Annotated in this window: 16 protein-coding genes and 1 tRNA gene; 12 read left to right on the plus strand and 5 right to left on the minus strand. The window is 61.2% G+C overall.

What is annotated here, in order from left to right:
* Nucleotides 1-60 precede the first annotated feature (60 nt).
* Nucleotides 61-1,215: a S1C family serine protease gene (locus ACZ5RT_RS05000; RefSeq protein ID WP_422172117.1), complete on the minus strand. Its 1,155-nt coding sequence runs from the start codon at nt 1,213-1,215 to the stop codon at nt 61-63.
* 82 nt (nt 1,216-1,297) lie between these two features.
* On the opposite strand from ACZ5RT_RS05000, the gene ACZ5RT_RS05005 reads away from it, so the two are divergent.
* Nucleotides 1,298-2,050: a Nif3-like dinuclear metal center hexameric protein gene (locus ACZ5RT_RS05005; protein WP_464453711.1), complete on the plus strand. Its 753-nt coding sequence runs from the start codon at nt 1,298-1,300 to the stop codon at nt 2,048-2,050.
* Between the two features lie 10 nt (nt 2,051-2,060).
* A complete protein-coding gene (gene pdxA, locus ACZ5RT_RS05010; RefSeq protein ID WP_422172121.1) occupies nt 2,061-3,137 on the plus strand; it encodes a 4-hydroxythreonine-4-phosphate dehydrogenase PdxA in 1,077 nt (358 codons plus the stop codon).
* Between the two features lie 12 nt (nt 3,138-3,149).
* On the opposite strand, the gene mscL is transcribed toward pdxA, so the two are convergent.
* The gene (gene mscL / locus ACZ5RT_RS05015) at nt 3,150-3,581 is read right to left on the minus strand and encodes a large conductance mechanosensitive channel protein MscL (protein WP_464453712.1); all 432 of its coding nucleotides are present in this window, start codon (nt 3,579-3,581) and stop codon (nt 3,150-3,152) included.
* 140 nt (nt 3,582-3,721) lie between these two features.
* Between mscL and petA the strand changes: the two genes are divergently transcribed.
* From petA to ACZ5RT_RS05045, 6 genes are all read left to right on the plus strand, one after another.
* Nucleotides 3,722-4,318, plus strand: a complete 597-nt coding sequence (gene petA, locus ACZ5RT_RS05020; RefSeq protein ID WP_108427525.1) for a ubiquinol-cytochrome c reductase iron-sulfur subunit — start codon at nt 3,722-3,724, stop codon at nt 4,316-4,318.
* An 11-nt stretch (nt 4,319-4,329) separates the two neighbouring features.
* Nucleotides 4,330-5,739, plus strand: coding sequence for a cytochrome b (locus ACZ5RT_RS05025; protein WP_464453713.1), 1,410 nt, complete (start codon nt 4,330-4,332; stop codon nt 5,737-5,739).
* A 20-nt stretch (nt 5,740-5,759) separates the two neighbouring features.
* Complete coding sequence (locus ACZ5RT_RS05030) at nt 5,760-6,524, plus strand: cytochrome c1 (RefSeq protein WP_422172124.1); 765 nt, start codon at nt 5,760-5,762, stop codon at nt 6,522-6,524.
* A gap of 91 nt (nt 6,525-6,615) precedes the next feature.
* Nucleotides 6,616-7,227 carry a glutathione S-transferase N-terminal domain-containing protein gene (locus ACZ5RT_RS05035; protein ID WP_108427527.1) on the plus strand — a complete coding sequence of 204 codons (612 nt, stop codon included), beginning with the start codon at nt 6,616-6,618 and terminating at the stop codon, nt 7,225-7,227.
* Nucleotides 7,228-7,244: 17 nt separating this feature from the next.
* The gene (locus ACZ5RT_RS05040) at nt 7,245-7,688 is read left to right on the plus strand and encodes a ClpXP protease specificity-enhancing factor (protein ID WP_464453714.1); all 444 of its coding nucleotides are present in this window, start codon (nt 7,245-7,247) and stop codon (nt 7,686-7,688) included.
* Nucleotides 7,689-7,746: 58 nt separating this feature from the next.
* Nucleotides 7,747-7,822, plus strand: a tRNA-Thr gene (locus ACZ5RT_RS05045).
* A gap of 76 nt (nt 7,823-7,898) precedes the next feature.
* On the opposite strand, the gene ACZ5RT_RS05050 is transcribed toward ACZ5RT_RS05045, so the two are convergent.
* Entirely contained in the window at nt 7,899-8,207 is a 309-nt protein-coding gene (locus ACZ5RT_RS05050) for a DciA family protein (protein WP_291927297.1), read from the minus strand.
* Between the two features lie 225 nt (nt 8,208-8,432).
* Between ACZ5RT_RS05050 and secA the strand changes: the two genes are divergently transcribed.
* From secA to ACZ5RT_RS05070, 4 genes are all read left to right on the plus strand, one after another.
* Nucleotides 8,433-11,180: a preprotein translocase subunit SecA gene (gene secA / locus ACZ5RT_RS05055; protein WP_464453715.1), complete on the plus strand. Its 2,748-nt coding sequence runs from the start codon at nt 8,433-8,435 to the stop codon at nt 11,178-11,180.
* Between the two features lie 82 nt (nt 11,181-11,262).
* Nucleotides 11,263-12,492, plus strand: coding sequence for a bifunctional glutamate N-acetyltransferase/amino-acid acetyltransferase ArgJ (gene argJ / locus ACZ5RT_RS05060; protein ID WP_464453716.1), 1,230 nt, complete (start codon nt 11,263-11,265; stop codon nt 12,490-12,492).
* Nucleotides 12,489-13,379 carry an ATP-binding protein gene (locus ACZ5RT_RS05065; protein WP_464453717.1) on the plus strand — a complete coding sequence of 297 codons (891 nt, stop codon included), beginning with the start codon at nt 12,489-12,491 and terminating at the stop codon, nt 13,377-13,379. The genes argJ and ACZ5RT_RS05065 overlap by 4 nt, the downstream gene beginning before the upstream one ends.
* Nucleotides 13,376-13,858 (plus strand): NUDIX domain-containing protein, encoded by a 483-nt coding sequence (locus ACZ5RT_RS05070; RefSeq protein WP_464453718.1) that lies wholly within the window; start codon nt 13,376-13,378, stop codon nt 13,856-13,858. The genes ACZ5RT_RS05065 and ACZ5RT_RS05070 overlap by 4 nt, the downstream gene beginning before the upstream one ends.
* 22 nt (nt 13,859-13,880) lie before the next feature.
* Here ACZ5RT_RS05070 and ACZ5RT_RS05075 read toward each other — a convergent pair whose 3' ends face one another.
* Nucleotides 13,881-14,096 (minus strand): DNA gyrase inhibitor YacG, encoded by a 216-nt coding sequence (locus tag ACZ5RT_RS05075; protein ID WP_100119295.1) that lies wholly within the window; start codon nt 14,094-14,096, stop codon nt 13,881-13,883.
* Entirely contained in the window at nt 14,093-14,848 is a 756-nt protein-coding gene (zapD, locus tag ACZ5RT_RS05080; RefSeq protein ID WP_464453719.1) for a cell division protein ZapD, read from the minus strand. Before zapD ends, ACZ5RT_RS05075 begins: the two co-directional genes overlap by 4 nt.
* Between the last annotated feature and the right edge of the window lie 16 nt (nt 14,849-14,864).

A 14,864-nucleotide genomic window follows, 5' to 3' on the forward strand; every position in this document is an offset into this window, starting at 1 on the left:
AAAAGAGGCCCTCGGGCCTCTTTTGCATGGTGAGTCGGTCAATCAGCGGCGCTGAAATCTTTACTTGCGCTGCTTGGCTGCTGGGCGCTCTGCCGGGGTCAGCCGCAAATTGACTTCGCCCTGGCGACGCCAGACGTTCACCTCGGCCGGGACGCCGGGTTTCAGGCCTGCCACCTGGGTCAGCAGCTCAGACACGTTGCGCACAGGTTGCCCTGCCACTTTGACGATCACATCGCCGGGCCGAATGCCTGCGGCAGCAGCGGGTCCGTTTTTCAGCACGCCCGTGATCACCACACCCGCAGGCAAGGTCTGACCGGACTTGGGCAGCTGAAAGCTTTCGGCCAGCTCGGGCGACATGTCTTGGGGTTCGACCCCGATCCAGCCCCGGATGACCTTGCCGTTTTTCAGCAGATCCTGCATCACCTGCTTGGCCGTCGAGATGGGGATGGCAAAGCCAATGCCCATGCTGCCGCCCGAGCGGGAATAGATGGCGGTGTTGATGCCCATCAGGTGCCCATTCACGTCGACCAGCGCACCGCCCGAGTTGCCGGGGTTGATGGCGGCGTCGGTCTGGATGAAGTTTTCGAAAGTGTTGATGCCCAACTGGCTGCGACCCAGCGCGCTGACGATGCCCGAGGTCACGGTCTGGCCCACGCCAAAGGGGTTGCCAATGGCCAGCACCACATCGCCCACTTGCAGCTCCTGGGTTTGCCCCAAAACGATCACGGGCAGTTTGTCGAGGGTGATTTTGAGCAGCGCCAAATCGGTGTCGGGGTCGGTGCCAATGACCTTGGCGGCGGCCTTGCGGCCATCGGCCAGCACCACCTCGATGTCGTCGGCATCCTCGATGACGTGGTTGTTGGTCAGGACATGGCCTTCGGGGCTGACGATGACGCCACTGCCCAGACCGGCCGGGTTTTGTTCTTCTTGCTCGCCATAGAAAAACCGGAACCAGGGGTCCTGGCTTTGGGGGTTCTGGCTGTTGGCCTTGCTGGTGTTGATGCTGACCACAGCGGGAGACGCCAGGCGAGCCGGCGCACTCAGGCTGCCCGCCGGACGGCTGAGCGGCGAGCCGACGGGGGCCTGCAGCAAGGTCATGCCATCGGCCGAGCGTTGCGCGCTGCGCAGCCACTCCGGCTGCAAGGTGGCCACCACAAACCAGACGGCCAGCAAAACCGTCACCCATTGGGAAAATAAAAGCCAATAACGTTTCATGGTGTCAGATTGTCCTTGATTCGTTGCCGGTGCACAGGTGCCTTGCGCCACAATAGTCCACCCAGACAGAAAGCCTTTCGCCATGACCCACGCCAAAATTCTGGGCCAGGCCTTTGATGCCTTGCTCCAACCCGACAAGTTCCGCGATTACGGCCCCAACGGCCTGCAGGTCGAGGGTGACCGCGATGTGCAGCTGCTCGTCAGTGGGGTGACCGCCAGCCGGGCCTTGATCGAAGCGGCCATTGACGCCCAGGCCGATGCCATCGTGGTGCACCACGGCCTGTTTTGGCGTGGCCAGGACGGGCGCGTCACGGGCTGGATGCGCGAGCGCCTTCGCTTGTTGCTGACGCACGGCATCCACTTGTTTGCCTACCATCTGCCCCTCGATGCGCACCCGGAGCTGGGCAACAACGCCCAACTGGCCCGCGTGCTGGGTCTGCAAGCCGATGGCCGCTTTGGTGAGCAAGACCTGGGGTTTGTGGGGGCAGGGACGCAAACCTGGTCGGGTGCTCAGGCCTTGGCGGACCATGTGGCGGCGACCCTGGGACGCTCGGTGATTTGCGTCGGCGACAGCGATCGGCCCGTCAGCCGGGTGGCCTGGTGTACCGGCGGGGCGCAAGCTTATTTCGAAGCGGCCATTGCCCAGGGCGTGGACGCTTTCATCACGGGTGAAATCTCGGAGCCCCAGGCCCATTTGGCGCGTGAAACCGGGGTGGCTTTTCTGGCCTGTGGCCACCACGCCACCGAGCGCTATGGTGCGCCGGCCCTGGCCGCACACGTGGCGCAAGCGTTGGGTTTGCGACACCGCTTCATCGAGATCGACAACCCGGCGTGAGGCCCTCTGCATGACACCCCACAACGACCTGTCAACGGCGCCAATCCAGCGCCCGATCGTCCTCACCCCGGGCGACCCCTGCGGCATTGGCCCTGAAATTGTGGCGCGGGCCTGGTGCCTCGCCCCTGACTTGACCCAAGGCTGTTTTGTGGCGGGCGATGTCGGCCTGATGCGCCGCGCCATGGCCTTGGTGCAAACGACCCCGACTTTCCCTGTGTGCGAGATTGAGTCAGCTGCAGAGGCCCTGCATGTGCCGCCACGCTGCCTGCCTGTGTTGCAGGTGGTGCCGCAGGCCCCTGTTTTGCCCTGGGGGCAAATCGACGCCCGTGCCGGGCGGCTCGCTGGCGAAGCCGTGCTTTGGGCGACCCGTGCAGCCTTGCGGCGTGAGGTGGCAGCCTTGGTCACGGCGCCTTTGCACAAAGAAGCCCTGCACGCCGCCGGAGCCCCCTACGACCAGTACCCGGGCCACACCGAGTTGTTGCAAGCCGAAGCGGCCAGGCACCAGGGTGTGCCTGTGGCGCAAATGCCCGTGCGCATGATGCTGGCCAATGACGAGTTGCGCACGGTGCTGGTGAGCATCCACTTGTCGCTGCGTGAGGCGCTGACCGCCGTCACGCACGACCGGGTGCTGGAGACCTTGCGCATCACCGATGCGTCATTGCGTGTTGTGTTGGGCCGCAGACCGCGCATCGCCGTCGCGGGCGTGAACCCCCATGCGGGTGAGGGCGGTTTGTTTGGCCGCGAAGAAATCGACATCCTGCAGCCTTGCCTGGCCGTAGCCCGGCAAGAGGGCCTGGATGTGCATGGCCCTTATGCGCCCGACACGGTGTTCATGCGGGCACGTCAGCGGCCCGATGGGCAACGCGCGTTCGATGCGGTCATCGCCATGTACCACGACCAGGGCTTGATTCCGGTCAAGTATCTGGGGGTGGAGCAGGGCGTGAACGTGACCTTGGGGCTGCCGCTCATCCGGACCAGCCCCGACCATGGCACCGCCATGGACTTGGCTGGCCGGGGCGTGGCGGACGCCAGCAGCTTGATCCAGGCGCTGCGCATGGCCCGCCAGATGGCCAGCGCGGCGCCCTGACCGGGGCTGGTTTCAGCCCTTGTTTTTCAGGCTGTCGCGGATTTCCCGCAACAACAACACGTCTTCGGGGGTGATGGGGGCGGCAGCGGGGGCGGCAGGTTCTGGTTTGGCAGCTGTCAAACGGTTCATTTGGCGGATCATCACAAAAATGATGAAGGCCAGGATGATGAAGTTGAGTGCCACGGTGAGGAAGCTGCCGTAGGCAAACACGGCCCCCAGTTTTTTGGCTTCGACCAAGGACAAACCGGCCGCCTGACCGGCCAGACCGAGGTAGTAATTGGAGAAGTCCAGCCCACCAAAGGCCCGGCTGACCAGCGGCATGATCAGGTCGCCAACCACCGAGTCGACGATCTTGCCGAAAGCGCCGCCAATGATCACGCCGACCGCCAGGTCCATGACGTTGCCTTTTACGGCAAAAGATTTGAATTCCTGAAAAAATGACATCTCTGTAACTCCTGAAAGTGAAACCGAAGCGGCCGATTGTGAAGCAACATTGTGCGCTCAGAGGTCTTGTAAGTCGGTTGTTTGTTTCACTCCGCTACAATCTCGGGTTGACCCTGATAACGACTCGCTAGAGGATTCCCATGAGTGACACCCCAGTCGACAGCAGCAAGAGGACCTGGCTGATTGCCTCCACTTGCGCAGGTGCCGTAGGCGCTGGCTTTGTGGCCACCCCCTTCGTCAGCAGCTTTCAACCCTCCGAACGAGCCAAAGCGGCTGGTGCGGCTGTAGAAGTGGACATTTCCGCTTTGAACCCGGGCGAAAAGCTCACCGTCGAATGGCGCGGCAAGCCTGTCTGGATCATGAAGCGCTCGCCCGAGCAGCTCGAATCCCTCAAGAAGATCGAAGGCCAGCTGGCCGATCCTGCTTCGGACCGCACCGCCTATCCCACGCCCGAATACGCCAAAAACAGCCACCGCTCCATCAAGCCCGAAATCATGGTGGCTGTCGGTATCTGTACACACCTGGGCTGCTCGCCCGGTGACAAATTTGCGGCTGGCCCCCAGCCTTCCCTGCCGGACGACTGGCAAGGCGGTTTCCTCTGCGCTTGCCACGGCTCGACCTTCGACCTCGCTGGCCGCGTCTTCAAGAACAAGCCTGCGCCCGACAACCTCGAAGTGCCTCCGCACATGTACCTGTCCGACACCAAGCTGCTCATTGGTGAAGACAAGAAGGCCTGATGGAGAACGACATGGCTGAATTCAAAGAAATTTCCCCGAACGCCCCCGCTGGCGCCAAGTTGCTCAACTGGGTGGACAACCGCTTCCCGGCTTCCAAGCTGTACAAAGAGCACCTGTCCGAGTACTACGCGCCCAAGAACTTCAACTTCTGGTACTTCTTCGGCTCGCTGGCTTTGCTGGTGCTGGTGATCCAGATCGTGACCGGTATTTTCCTGGTCATGCACTACAAGCCCGATGCTGCTGTGGCGTTTGCTTCGGTCGAGTACATCATGCGCGATGTGCCTTGGGGCTGGTTGATCCGTTACATGCACTCCACGGGCGCTTCTGCGTTCTTCGTGGTGGTGTACCTGCACATGTTCCGTGGCCTGATCTATGGCAGCTACCGCAAGCCGCGCGAGCTGGTCTGGATCTTCGGTTGCGCCATTTTCCTGTGTCTGATGGCCGAAGCCTTCATGGGTTACCTCTTGCCTTGGGGCCAGATGTCCTACTGGGGCGCCCAGGTGATCGTGAACCTGTTCTCGGCCATTCCTTTCATCGGTCCTGACCTGGCTTTGCTGATCCGTGGCGACTTCGTGGTGGGCGATGCCACCCTGAACCGCTTCTTCAGCTTCCACGTGATTGCTGTGCCGCTGGTCTTGCTGGGCCTGGTTGTGGCGCACATCATTGCGCTGCACGAAGTCGGCTCCAACAACCCCGACGGCGTGGAAATCAAGGGCCCCAACGCCCCCAAGGACGAGAACGGCCATCCCCTGGACGGCATTCCTTTCCACCCCTATTACTCGGTGCATGACATCATGGGCGTGAGCGTCTTCCTGATGGCATTCACTGCGATTGTGTTCTTCGCCCCCGAATTCGGTGGTTACTTCCTCGAATACAACAACTTCATTCCGGCCGATCCGCTGACCACGCCCTTGCACATCGCACCTGTGTGGTATTTCACGCCCTTCTATTCGATGCTGCGTGCCATCACCAGCGAGATGATGTACGCCCTGATCGCCTGCGTGGTGATCGGTGCTGTGCTGGCTGTGGCCAAAGGCAAGCTGCCCACTTTGTTCAAGGGCGCTGTGGTCGGTGCCGCTGTGGTGATCTCTGCCCTGATGCTGGCCATCGACGCCAAATTCTGGGGTGTGGTCGTCATGGGTGGGGCCGTGGTCATTCTGTTCTTCCTGCCATGGCTCGACAACAGCCCTGTCAAGTCGATCCGTTACCGTCCTGACTGGCACAAGTACCTGTACGCCGTGTTTGTCATCAACTTCCTGATCCTGGGTTACCTGGGTGTGCAACCGCCATCGCCCATCGGTGAGCGCGTGTCTCAAGTGGGTTCCTTGTTCTATTTCGGCTTCTTCTTGTTGATGCCTTGGTGGAGCAAGCTGGGCACGCCCAAGCCCGTTCCTGACCGCGTGACCTTCACGCCTCACTGAGATCACGGAGATTCAAGAACATGAAAAACATCCAGAAACTCGCGTTGGGCTTTGTGATGGCCCTCGGTCTGATGGCCGGTGCCCATGCCGCTGGTGGCGGTATCGCCTGGGACAAAGCGCCCAAGAAAACCAACGACCTGGCCGCCTTGCAAAACGGTGCCAAGCTGTTCGTCAATTACTGCCTGAACTGCCACTCTGCCGCTTTCATGCGTTACAACCGCTTGAAAGACATCGGTTTGACCGAGCAGCAGATCAAGGACAACTTGCTGTTCACCACTGAAAAAGTGGGCGACACCATGAAGGCCGCGATCGATCCAGCCCAGGCCAAAGAGTGGTTCGGCAAGAACCCCCCCGATTTGACCTTGATGGCCCGTTCGCGCTCTGGCCACGGTGGCACCGGTGCTGATTACCTCTACACCTACTTGCGCACCTACTACCGCGACGAGACCAAGCCCACGGGCTGGAACAACCTGGCCATGCCCAACGTCGGCATGCCCAACCCCCTGTGGGAGTTGCAAGGTGAGCGCGAGCCGATCTTTGAAGAAAAAGACGAGCACGGCCACAAAGTCCAAGTCTTCAAAGGCTGGAAGCAGAACAAACCCGGCACCATGACGCCTCTGGAATACGACCAGGCTGTGGGTGACCTGGTGGGTTACATGCAGTGGATGGCCGAGCCAGCCCAAAACACCCGTGTGCGCATTGGCGTCTGGGTCCTGATTTTCTTGTCGTTCTTCACTTTCATCGCCTGGCGTCTGAATGCCGCGTTCTGGAAAGACATCAAGTAATTGACGGTTCACCCGGCCGTGCAGCCGGGTCTTGTGGAGTGGTGGGTCTTTTGGCCCCCCACTCTTTTTGATTTTTTGAGGAGCCTCCGCCATGATGGTGCTTTATTCCGGAACCACTTGCCCTTTTTCCCACCGTTGCCGTTTTGTGCTGTTCGAAAAAGGCATGGACTTTGAAATCCGTGACGTGGACCTCTACAACAAACCCGAAGACATCAATGTGATGAACCCTTACGGGCAGGTGCCGATTCTGGTCGAGCGTGACCTCATCCTGTACGAGTCGAACATCATCAACGAGTACATCGACGAGCGCTTTCCACACCCCCAGCTGATGCCGGGCGACCCAGTGGACCGCGCCCGTGTGCGCCTGTTCCTGCTCAATTTCGAGAAAGAACTGTTCACTCATGTCTTGACCCTGGAAAACCGCGCCCTCAAAGGCAACGACAAGGCCCTGGAAAAGGCCCGCTCGCACATCCGCGACCGTTTGACCCAGCTGGCCCCGGTGTTCCTGAAGAACAAGTTCATGTTGGGCGACAACTTCTCGATGCTGGACGTGGCGATTGCACCCTTGCTCTGGCGTCTCGACTATTACGGCATTGAGCTGAGCAAAAACGCAGCGCCTTTGCTCAAGTACGCTGAGCGCATCTTCTCGCGCCCAGCCTACATCGAGGCACTGACGCCGTCCGAAAAGGTCATGCGCAAGTAAATTCGGGGAAGTCCACCATGATCAGCAGCACCGAACTGCCTTCCACGCGCCCCTATTTGATTCGGGCCTTGTACGACTGGTGCTCCGACAACGGTTTCACGCCTTATGTGGCCGTCAAGGTGGACCATTCGGTGCAGGTGCCGCGTGAATACGTGCAAGGCGGTGAGATTGTGCTCAACGTCAGCATGGATGCCACCAGTTCGCTCAAATTGGGCAATGAGTTCATTGAATTCAAAGCCCGCTTTGGCGGCAAGCCGCGCGACATCATGGTGCCCATTCACCGCGTCATGGCCATTTATGCCCGCGAAAACGGGCAAGGCATGGCCTTCCCCGTGAGCGATGACGAATCCAGCTCGGCCCCGGCCTTGTCGGCAGTGCCTGTGCTGGATGCACCTGTCGGCGAAGGGGATGAGCCCGTGCCGCCGACACCCACACGACCCGCCTTGAAACGGGTCAAGTGAAAAAATTAACGGTGTCAAGCCCGGAGACGGACTCGGATCACGTTAGAATCTAGCCCGTGCCGCTTTAGCTCAGTTGGTAGAGCACCCGCCTTGTAAGCGGTAGGTCGTCAGTTCGAATCCGACAAGCGGCACCAAAAACCTGAAAAGGCCCTGATCACAGATCAGGGCCTTTTTCTTTGGCAAAAAAGCTGGCGATGTCGCGGCAGCAGCTCAGGGTACGCGGTTTTGCACCTTGATCCGGATGGAGGTCACGCCCAGGCCGTGGGTCGACAAATGGGCCTGCAAGGCAGGCACGAGCTGCCGCAGTTTGGCGGCCACCGCGTTCGAGCTGACCAGCAGGCACCAGCAGCCGTCCTCGATGGGGCCGGCCTGCACGCTGGCCCGCAGGGGCGCTGGCAGCAAGCTGCGAATGGCCTGCAAGCGTGCCGAAGACTCGCGCACCAGATCGGCCAATCGGGCGAAAGTCGGCGACTCTTGCGCGGCTTGCTGCAGGGGGATGGCTTGGTGGCGTCTTTGCATGGCAGAAGTTGTTCGTGCCCATTATCCGGCAGCCGATAAGGCTGGGTTTGGCTTGCCGAAAACCGGCATGGCCAGAGGCTAAAATCATCCAGTTACGCTGGGGCCTCTAGGGACCCGCCGGGGGCGTGGGGGGTATCCCGCAGGCCTGGTTTGTTTTGAACCCTTTTAATTGACAGGATAGACGGTCTGTTTCTCAGCCCCGTGCTGAAGGTGGATCTTGTAGACATGGCCATCCCATTCCTCACCAAAATTTTCGGCAGCCGAAACGACCGCCTGCTCAAGCAATACCGCAAAACCGTGGAGCGCATCAACGCTCTGGAAGCCGGTCTGGAAGCGCTGAGAGACGACGAGCTGCGGGGCAAGACCCAAAGTTTTCGCGACCGTTTTGCTGCAGGTGAAACACTCGATGACCTGTTGCCCGAAGCCTTTGCCGTGGTGCGCGAGGGCTCCAAACGCGTCATGAAGATGCGGCATTTCGATGTGCAGCTGGCTGGCGGTATCGCTTTGCACAACGGCAAGATTGCCGAGATGCGCACGGGCGAAGGCAAAACCCTGACGTCCACATTGCCTGCTTACCTCAATGCCATCGCGGGCAAGGGCGTCCACGTGGTCACCGTGAACGACTACCTGGCCAGCCGCGATGCCCGCTGGATGGGCAAGTTGTTCAACTTTCTGGGTTTGTCGGTGGGCATCAACCTGGCCCAGATGTCGCGTGAAGAAAAGCAGGCCGCTTACAACTCGGACATCACCTACGGCACCAACAACGAATACGGCTTCGACTACCTGCGCGACAACATGGTCTATGAAGCGCGTGACCGTGTCCAGCGCACCTTGAATTACGCCATCATCGACGAGGTCGACTCCATCCTGATCGACGAGGCCCGCACGCCCCTGATCATCAGCGGACAGGCCGAAGACCACACGGCCACTTACCTGTCGATGAAGCAGGTGGTGCCCTTGCTCACCCGCCAGGAAGGCGAAGCCGACCCGCGCACGGGCGAGGGCATCATCACCCCGGGTGACTTCACGGTGGATGAAAAATCGCACCAGGTCTTCCTGACCGAAGACGGCCATGAAAAAGCCGAAGCGGTGCTGGCCCAGATGGGGCTGATCCCGGAGGGCGCAAGCCTCTACGATCCAGCCAACATCACGCTGATGCACCACCTGAACGCCGCTTTGCGCGCGCAGCACCTCTACCACCGCGACCAGCACTATGTGGTGCAGGACGGTGAGATCGTCATCGTGGACGAATTCACCGGGCGCTTGATGACTGGCCGCCGCTGGAGCGATGGCTTGCACCAGGCGGTAGAGGCCAAAGAGGGTGTGCAAATCCAGGCCGAAAACCAGACCCTGGCCTCCATCACGTTCCAGAATTATTTCCGCCTGTACAACAAGATCGGCGGCATGACCGGCACGGCCGACACCGAGGCTTACGAGTTCCAGGAAATTTACGGTCTGGAGACCGTGGTCATTCCGCCGCACCGCAAGAGCCAACGCGAAGACCAGCTGGACCGCGTCTACAAGACTTCGCAAGAGCGCTACAACGCGGCCATTGCCGACATCCGTGAATGCCATGAACGCGGTCAGCCTGTGCTGGTGGGCACCACCTCGATTGAAAATTCCGAGCTGATTTCACAATTGCTCACCCAGGCCAAGTTGCCGCACCAGGTGCTCAACGCCAAGCAACATGCCCGCGAAGCCGACATCGTGGCCCAGGCCGGACGCCCCGGCATGATCACGATTGCCACCAACATGGCCGGACGTGGCACCGACATCGTGCTCGGCGGCAACATCGAAAAAGACATCCAGGCGGTAGAAGCCGACGAGAGCCTGTCCGAAGAGGACCGCCAGGCCCGCGTGAACGCATTGCGCGAGCAGTGGAAAGTCATGCACGAGCAGGTCAAGGCCTTGGGCGGCTTGCGCATCATTGCCACCGAGCGCCACGAGTCACGCCGCATCGACAACCAGTTGCGTGGCCGATCCGGCCGCCAGGGTGACCCCGGTTCATCGCGTTTCTATTTGAGCCTGGACGATCCCTTGATGCGCATTTTTGCGGGCGACCGTGTGCGATCCATCATGGACCGTCTGAAGATGCCCGAGGGCGAAGCCATCGAAGCGGGCATCGTCACGCGCAGCATCGAAAGCGCCCAACGCAAGGTGGAGTCGCGCAACTTCGACATCCGCAAGCAATTGCTGGAATACGACGATGTGTCGAACGACCAGCGCAAGGTGATTTACCAGCAGCGCAACGACATTCTCGACGCGCCAGATTTGAACGGGCAGATCACCGCCCTGCGTGAAGGCTGCTTCACCGACATGGTGCGCCAATATGTGCCTGCCGAGACGGTCGAGGAGCAATGGGACCTGGCCAGTCTGGAAAAGGTGCTGGCCGAAGAGTGGTCGCTGCCGCTCAATTTGCGCGAGAAGGTGCAAGCCTCCAACGCCATCACCGACGAAGAAATTCTCGAGACGGTGGTGGCCGCTGCCAATGCCCATTTCCAGGCCAAACTCGACAGGGTGGGCGCGGACAACTTCACCTCGTTTGAGCGCATGATCTTGCTGCAAAGCATTGACACGCACTGGCGCGAACACCTGAGTGCGCTGGACTACCTGCGCCAGGGCATCCATTTGCGTGGCTATGCCCAAAAGCAGCCCAAACAGGAATACAAGCGCGAAGCCTTTGAGCTGTTTGGCCAGTTGCTCGACGCCGTCAAAAACGAAGTCACCCGCACCCTGATGACCGTGCGCATCGACTCGGGCGAGCAGATCGAGCAGGCGGCCCATGACATTGAAGAGCGAGCCGAGCACATCAGCAACGTGACCTACAGCGCCCCCGACGAGTCGGGTGAGCCCCAAACCGTGCCAGCCGATTTGGCGGGCATGCAGCAAGCCTTTGGCCCGGTGGGCCGCAACGAGCCTTGCCCTTGCGGCAGCGGCAAGAAGTTCAAGCAGTGCCACGGCAAACTCGCCTGAGTGCGATCCACGGACAAAACGGGCTTCGGCCCGTTTTGTCCTTGTGCCGTCCGAATACCGACTCTTTTCCCGAAGGATGTTTATGCCCGTGAATTTGCCCCCTCTGGACCCTGCCCAACTCCAACCCATCGCGGGCGTGCGCATCGGCATCGCCGAAGCGGGCGTGCGCAAAGCCAACCGCAAGGACCTCACCGTGTTCCTGCTGGACGAAGGTGCCAGCGTGGCGGGGGTGTTCACCCGTAACCGCTTTTGCGCCGCCCCGGTGCAGGTTTGCCGCGAGCATTTGGCTGCGGGCAGCGCGGTGCGTGCTTTGGTCATCAACACGGGCAATGCCAACGCGGGCACGGGCGCACCGGGCCTGGCCCATGCCCGCCAGACCTGCGACGCGCTGGCCAAGCTGCTGCAATGCACACCCGCCCAAGTGCTGCCGTTTTCGACCGGCGTGATCATGGAGCCGCTGCCTGTGGACCGCATCGTGGCAGGCTTGCCCGCAGCGCTGGCTGACGCGCAAGCCGCGCATTGGGCCAAGGCCGCCGAAGGCATCATGACCACCGACACCGTGCCCAAGGCGGCCAGCGTGCAGGTGCAAGTGGGCGGCCGGGTCGTGAGCATCACCGGCATCAGCAAGGGCGCGGGCATGATCCGCCCCAACATGGCCACCATGCTGGGCTTTGTGGCCACAGACGCCTGCATTGACCCTGCACTGTTGCCCACGCTGGCCAAGCAGCTGGCCGACGGCTCGTTCAACCGCATCACCATCGATGGCGACACCTCGACCAACGACTCCTTCATGTTGATCGCCACGCACCAGGCAGGTCACGCGCCCATCACTTCGCTGGACAGTGCCGATGGCCAAGCCCTGTTCAAAGGCTTGATGCAAGTGGCCCGCCAACTGGCCCATGCCATCGTGCGCGATGGCGAGGGCGCGACCAAGTTCATCGCCGTGCAGGTCGAAGGCGGCCGCACGGGTGAGGAGTGCCGTCAGGTGGCGTATGCGATTGCGCACTCGCCCTTGGTCAAAACCGCTTTCTTTGCCAGCGATCCGAACCTGGGCCGCATTTTGGCGGCCGTGGGCTACGCCGGGATCGAGGACCTGGACCAGGGCCTGATCGAGCTGCACCTGGACGATGTGCATGTGGTCTCGCAAGGCGGCCGCCGCGCCGAGTACCGCGAAGAAGACGGTCAGCGTGTCATGAAAGGCAGCGAGATCACCGTGCGTGTGGGCCTGGGCCGAGGCACCGCCAGCGACACCGTGTGGACCTGCGACCTGAGCCACGAGTACGTCACCATCAACGCGGATTACCGTTCATGAACCTCCCCGCATCTTCTTCCTTGGACCAACTGCTGGCCAAAGTCAGCCAGTTGGTGGACCGCATCGAGTCGGTCTTGCCCCAGCCCCTGTCTGCGCCCGACTGGACGCAGGCCATTGCCTGGCGCTACCGCAAACGCTCGTCCGGCCACGGCGTGTTGGAGCCCGTGCGTCATGTGGGGGCCATGACGCTGGCCGACCTGAAGGAAATCGACGACCAGAAGGAAAAACTGCAGCGCAACACCGAGCAGTTTGTGCACGGCCGTCCGGCCAACAACGTGTTGCTCACCGGCGCACGCGGCACCGGCAAGTCCTCGCTCATCAAGGCGTGTCTCAACACCTACGCCCCCCAAGGCCTGCGCTTGATTGAAGTGGACAAGGAAGACCTGACAGACCTGCCCGACATCATCGAAGTGGTGGCGGGCCGCCCCGAAAAGTTCGTGGTCTATTGCGACGATCTGAGCTTTGAAGACGGCGAGCCCGGCTACAAAGCCCTCAAGTCAATTCTGGACGGCACCGTGGCGGCTTCGACCCCCAATGTGCTGGTGTACGCCACCAGCAACCGCCGCCACCTGCTGCCCGAGTACATGAGCGAGAACCTCACCTACAAGCACACCGATGACGGCGAGGTGCACCCGGGCGAGGGCGTGGAAGAAAAAATTTCGCTCTCCGAGCGCTTTGGCCTGTGGATCAGTTTCTATCCCTTCTCGCAAGACGAGTACCTGACCATTGCCGGTCAGTGGCTCAGCGCTCTGGGCGCCACACCTGCGCAAATCGAAGCTGCACGCCCCGATGCGCTGCTGTGGGCTCTGGAGCGCGGCTCGCGCAGCGGCCGTGTGGCCTACCAGTTTGCGCGGGACATGATGGGCCGCCAAGCCGATCCCGCATGAGCGCAGGTTTGCTGGTCGCTGACGGTGAGCGTGCACGCGAAGACCTGAGCGCTGGCCAGTCCGAGCGTGCCGTGGTCGATGTGGCCGTGGGCGTGTTGCTGCAGGCCGATGGCCATTTTTTGCTGACCTCGCGCCCCGAAGGCAAGGTCTACGCAGGCTATTGGGAATTCCCGGGCGGTAAGCTCGAAGCGGGTGAGTCGGTCGAGCAAGCGCTGCGCCGCGAATTGCAGGAAGAGCTGGGCATCACCATCGGTGCCGCGCAGGTCTGGAAAACCCAGATGGTCGATTACCCGCACGCACTGGTGAGGCTGCACTTTTGCAAAGTGTGGGACTGGCAGGGCGAGCTGCAAATGCGCGAAGCGCAATCACACGCTTGGCAAAGCTTGCCGGTCGCCGTGACGCCGGTTCTGCCGGGCACCATTCCCGTACTCTCTTGGCTGGCCGAAGAGCGTCAGTTCACGGCCGCCACGCACGCTTGAAACCCGATGGGTTTCGGGTCGCTCACTGCAAACGTGGATCGCCAAAGGGCTCGTCAGGTGGGGTGTCGTCGGGCAGTTTGAACTCTTCGCTGGCCCAGGCCCCCAAATCCACGCCCTTGCAGCGGGCGCTGCAAAACGGCCGATAGGGGTTGTGGGGGCTGTAAAGGCTGGTGCCTGCGCAGGCGGGGCAGCGCACTTTGCGGGGCGCGAAGTCTTGGGGCTGGTTCGAGTCGCTCATGCGCACAAAGCCATCTCAAAGGGCACGTCATCGGTGGTGGCCACCAGTTTGCCATCGCTTTGCTGGCGCATCATGCGGATCACCACCAACAAACGGTTACAGCTGATCTCGGGCGTGATGCCCAAAGACGGGTCGATTTTGAGGCGCAACAGCTGAAAGGTGCGCCCTTGCGGCAGGTTTTGTTGCAGCTGACCGGCCGTGGCCATGACCTTCTGGCTGCTGCCGGATTCGCGCAGCATTTTCAGCAGCAACTTGACGGCTTGGGCCAAGGGGCCAAACGGTGCGACCCATTGCGATAAGTCGTGGGCGCGGCTGGCGGCGTCGTGGTGTTGCCAGGCGTGGTAAGCGGGCAGGTCAAATTCGCAGGTGCCGCCGGGTATCACGGCGCGGCTGCGCAAGGCCATCAGGAAGTCGTTGTCGTTCAGGCTTTGGCCGATCTTGCCGCTGACCTGGTTGAGTGCTTCAAAGTGTTCATCCAGCTGGGCAATCACGCCGTCCAGCGCTTTTTCGGAGATGGCGGGGTTGCCCCGGTAGCCGTTGTAGAGCTGTTTTTGGCGTTCCAGGTCTTTGAGCACATCGGATTTGAGCTCCGAGCGCGAAGCCACCTCGATGATCTCGAACAAAGTGGTCAGCGCAAAGTGGTGGTCCAAGGCCTCGGTGCGGGCCATCAATTGGCCCAGGCGGTTGAACAGTTGCTGCAGCCGCAGGTAAGTGCGGATGCGTTCGTTGAAGGGGTATTCGTACAGTATCACGCGGCGTCTTCCAGTG

It is taken from the genome of Limnohabitans sp. TEGF003, assembly GCF_055395455.1.

Excerpts from the sequence above, each read along its gene's own strand:
- ACZ5RT_RS05040 (WP_464453714.1), top strand. The coding sequence starts at position 7,245 with ATGATCAGCAGCACCGAACTGCCTTCCACGCGCCCCTATTTGATTCGG.
- ACZ5RT_RS05030 (WP_422172124.1), top strand. The coding sequence starts at position 5,760 with ATGAAAAACATCCAGAAACTCGCGTTGGGCTTTGTGATGGCCCTCGGT.
- ACZ5RT_RS05070 (WP_464453718.1), top strand. The coding sequence starts at position 13,376 with ATGAGCGCAGGTTTGCTGGTCGCTGACGGTGAGCGTGCACGCGAAGAC.
- mscL (WP_464453712.1), bottom strand. The coding sequence starts at position 3,581 with ATGTCATTTTTTCAGGAATTCAAATCTTTTGCCGTAAAAGGCAACGTC.
- argJ (WP_464453716.1), top strand. The coding sequence starts at position 11,263 with ATGCCCGTGAATTTGCCCCCTCTGGACCCTGCCCAACTCCAACCCATC.
- ACZ5RT_RS05065 (WP_464453717.1), top strand. The coding sequence starts at position 12,489 with ATGAACCTCCCCGCATCTTCTTCCTTGGACCAACTGCTGGCCAAAGTC.
- ACZ5RT_RS05025 (WP_464453713.1), top strand. The coding sequence starts at position 4,330 with ATGGCTGAATTCAAAGAAATTTCCCCGAACGCCCCCGCTGGCGCCAAG.
- ACZ5RT_RS05005 (WP_464453711.1), top strand. The coding sequence starts at position 1,298 with ATGACCCACGCCAAAATTCTGGGCCAGGCCTTTGATGCCTTGCTCCAA.
- ACZ5RT_RS05000 (WP_422172117.1), bottom strand. The coding sequence starts at position 1,215 with ATGAAACGTTATTGGCTTTTATTTTCCCAATGGGTGACGGTTTTGCTG.
- ACZ5RT_RS05075 (WP_100119295.1), bottom strand. The coding sequence starts at position 14,096 with ATGAGCGACTCGAACCAGCCCCAAGACTTCGCGCCCCGCAAAGTGCGC.
- ACZ5RT_RS05035 (WP_108427527.1), top strand. The coding sequence starts at position 6,616 with ATGATGGTGCTTTATTCCGGAACCACTTGCCCTTTTTCCCACCGTTGC.
- petA (WP_108427525.1), top strand. The coding sequence starts at position 3,722 with ATGAGTGACACCCCAGTCGACAGCAGCAAGAGGACCTGGCTGATTGCC.
- ACZ5RT_RS05050 (WP_291927297.1), bottom strand. The coding sequence starts at position 8,207 with ATGCAAAGACGCCACCAAGCCATCCCCCTGCAGCAAGCCGCGCAAGAG.
- pdxA (WP_422172121.1), top strand. The coding sequence starts at position 2,061 with ATGACACCCCACAACGACCTGTCAACGGCGCCAATCCAGCGCCCGATC.
- secA (WP_464453715.1), top strand. The coding sequence starts at position 8,433 with ATGGCCATCCCATTCCTCACCAAAATTTTCGGCAGCCGAAACGACCGC.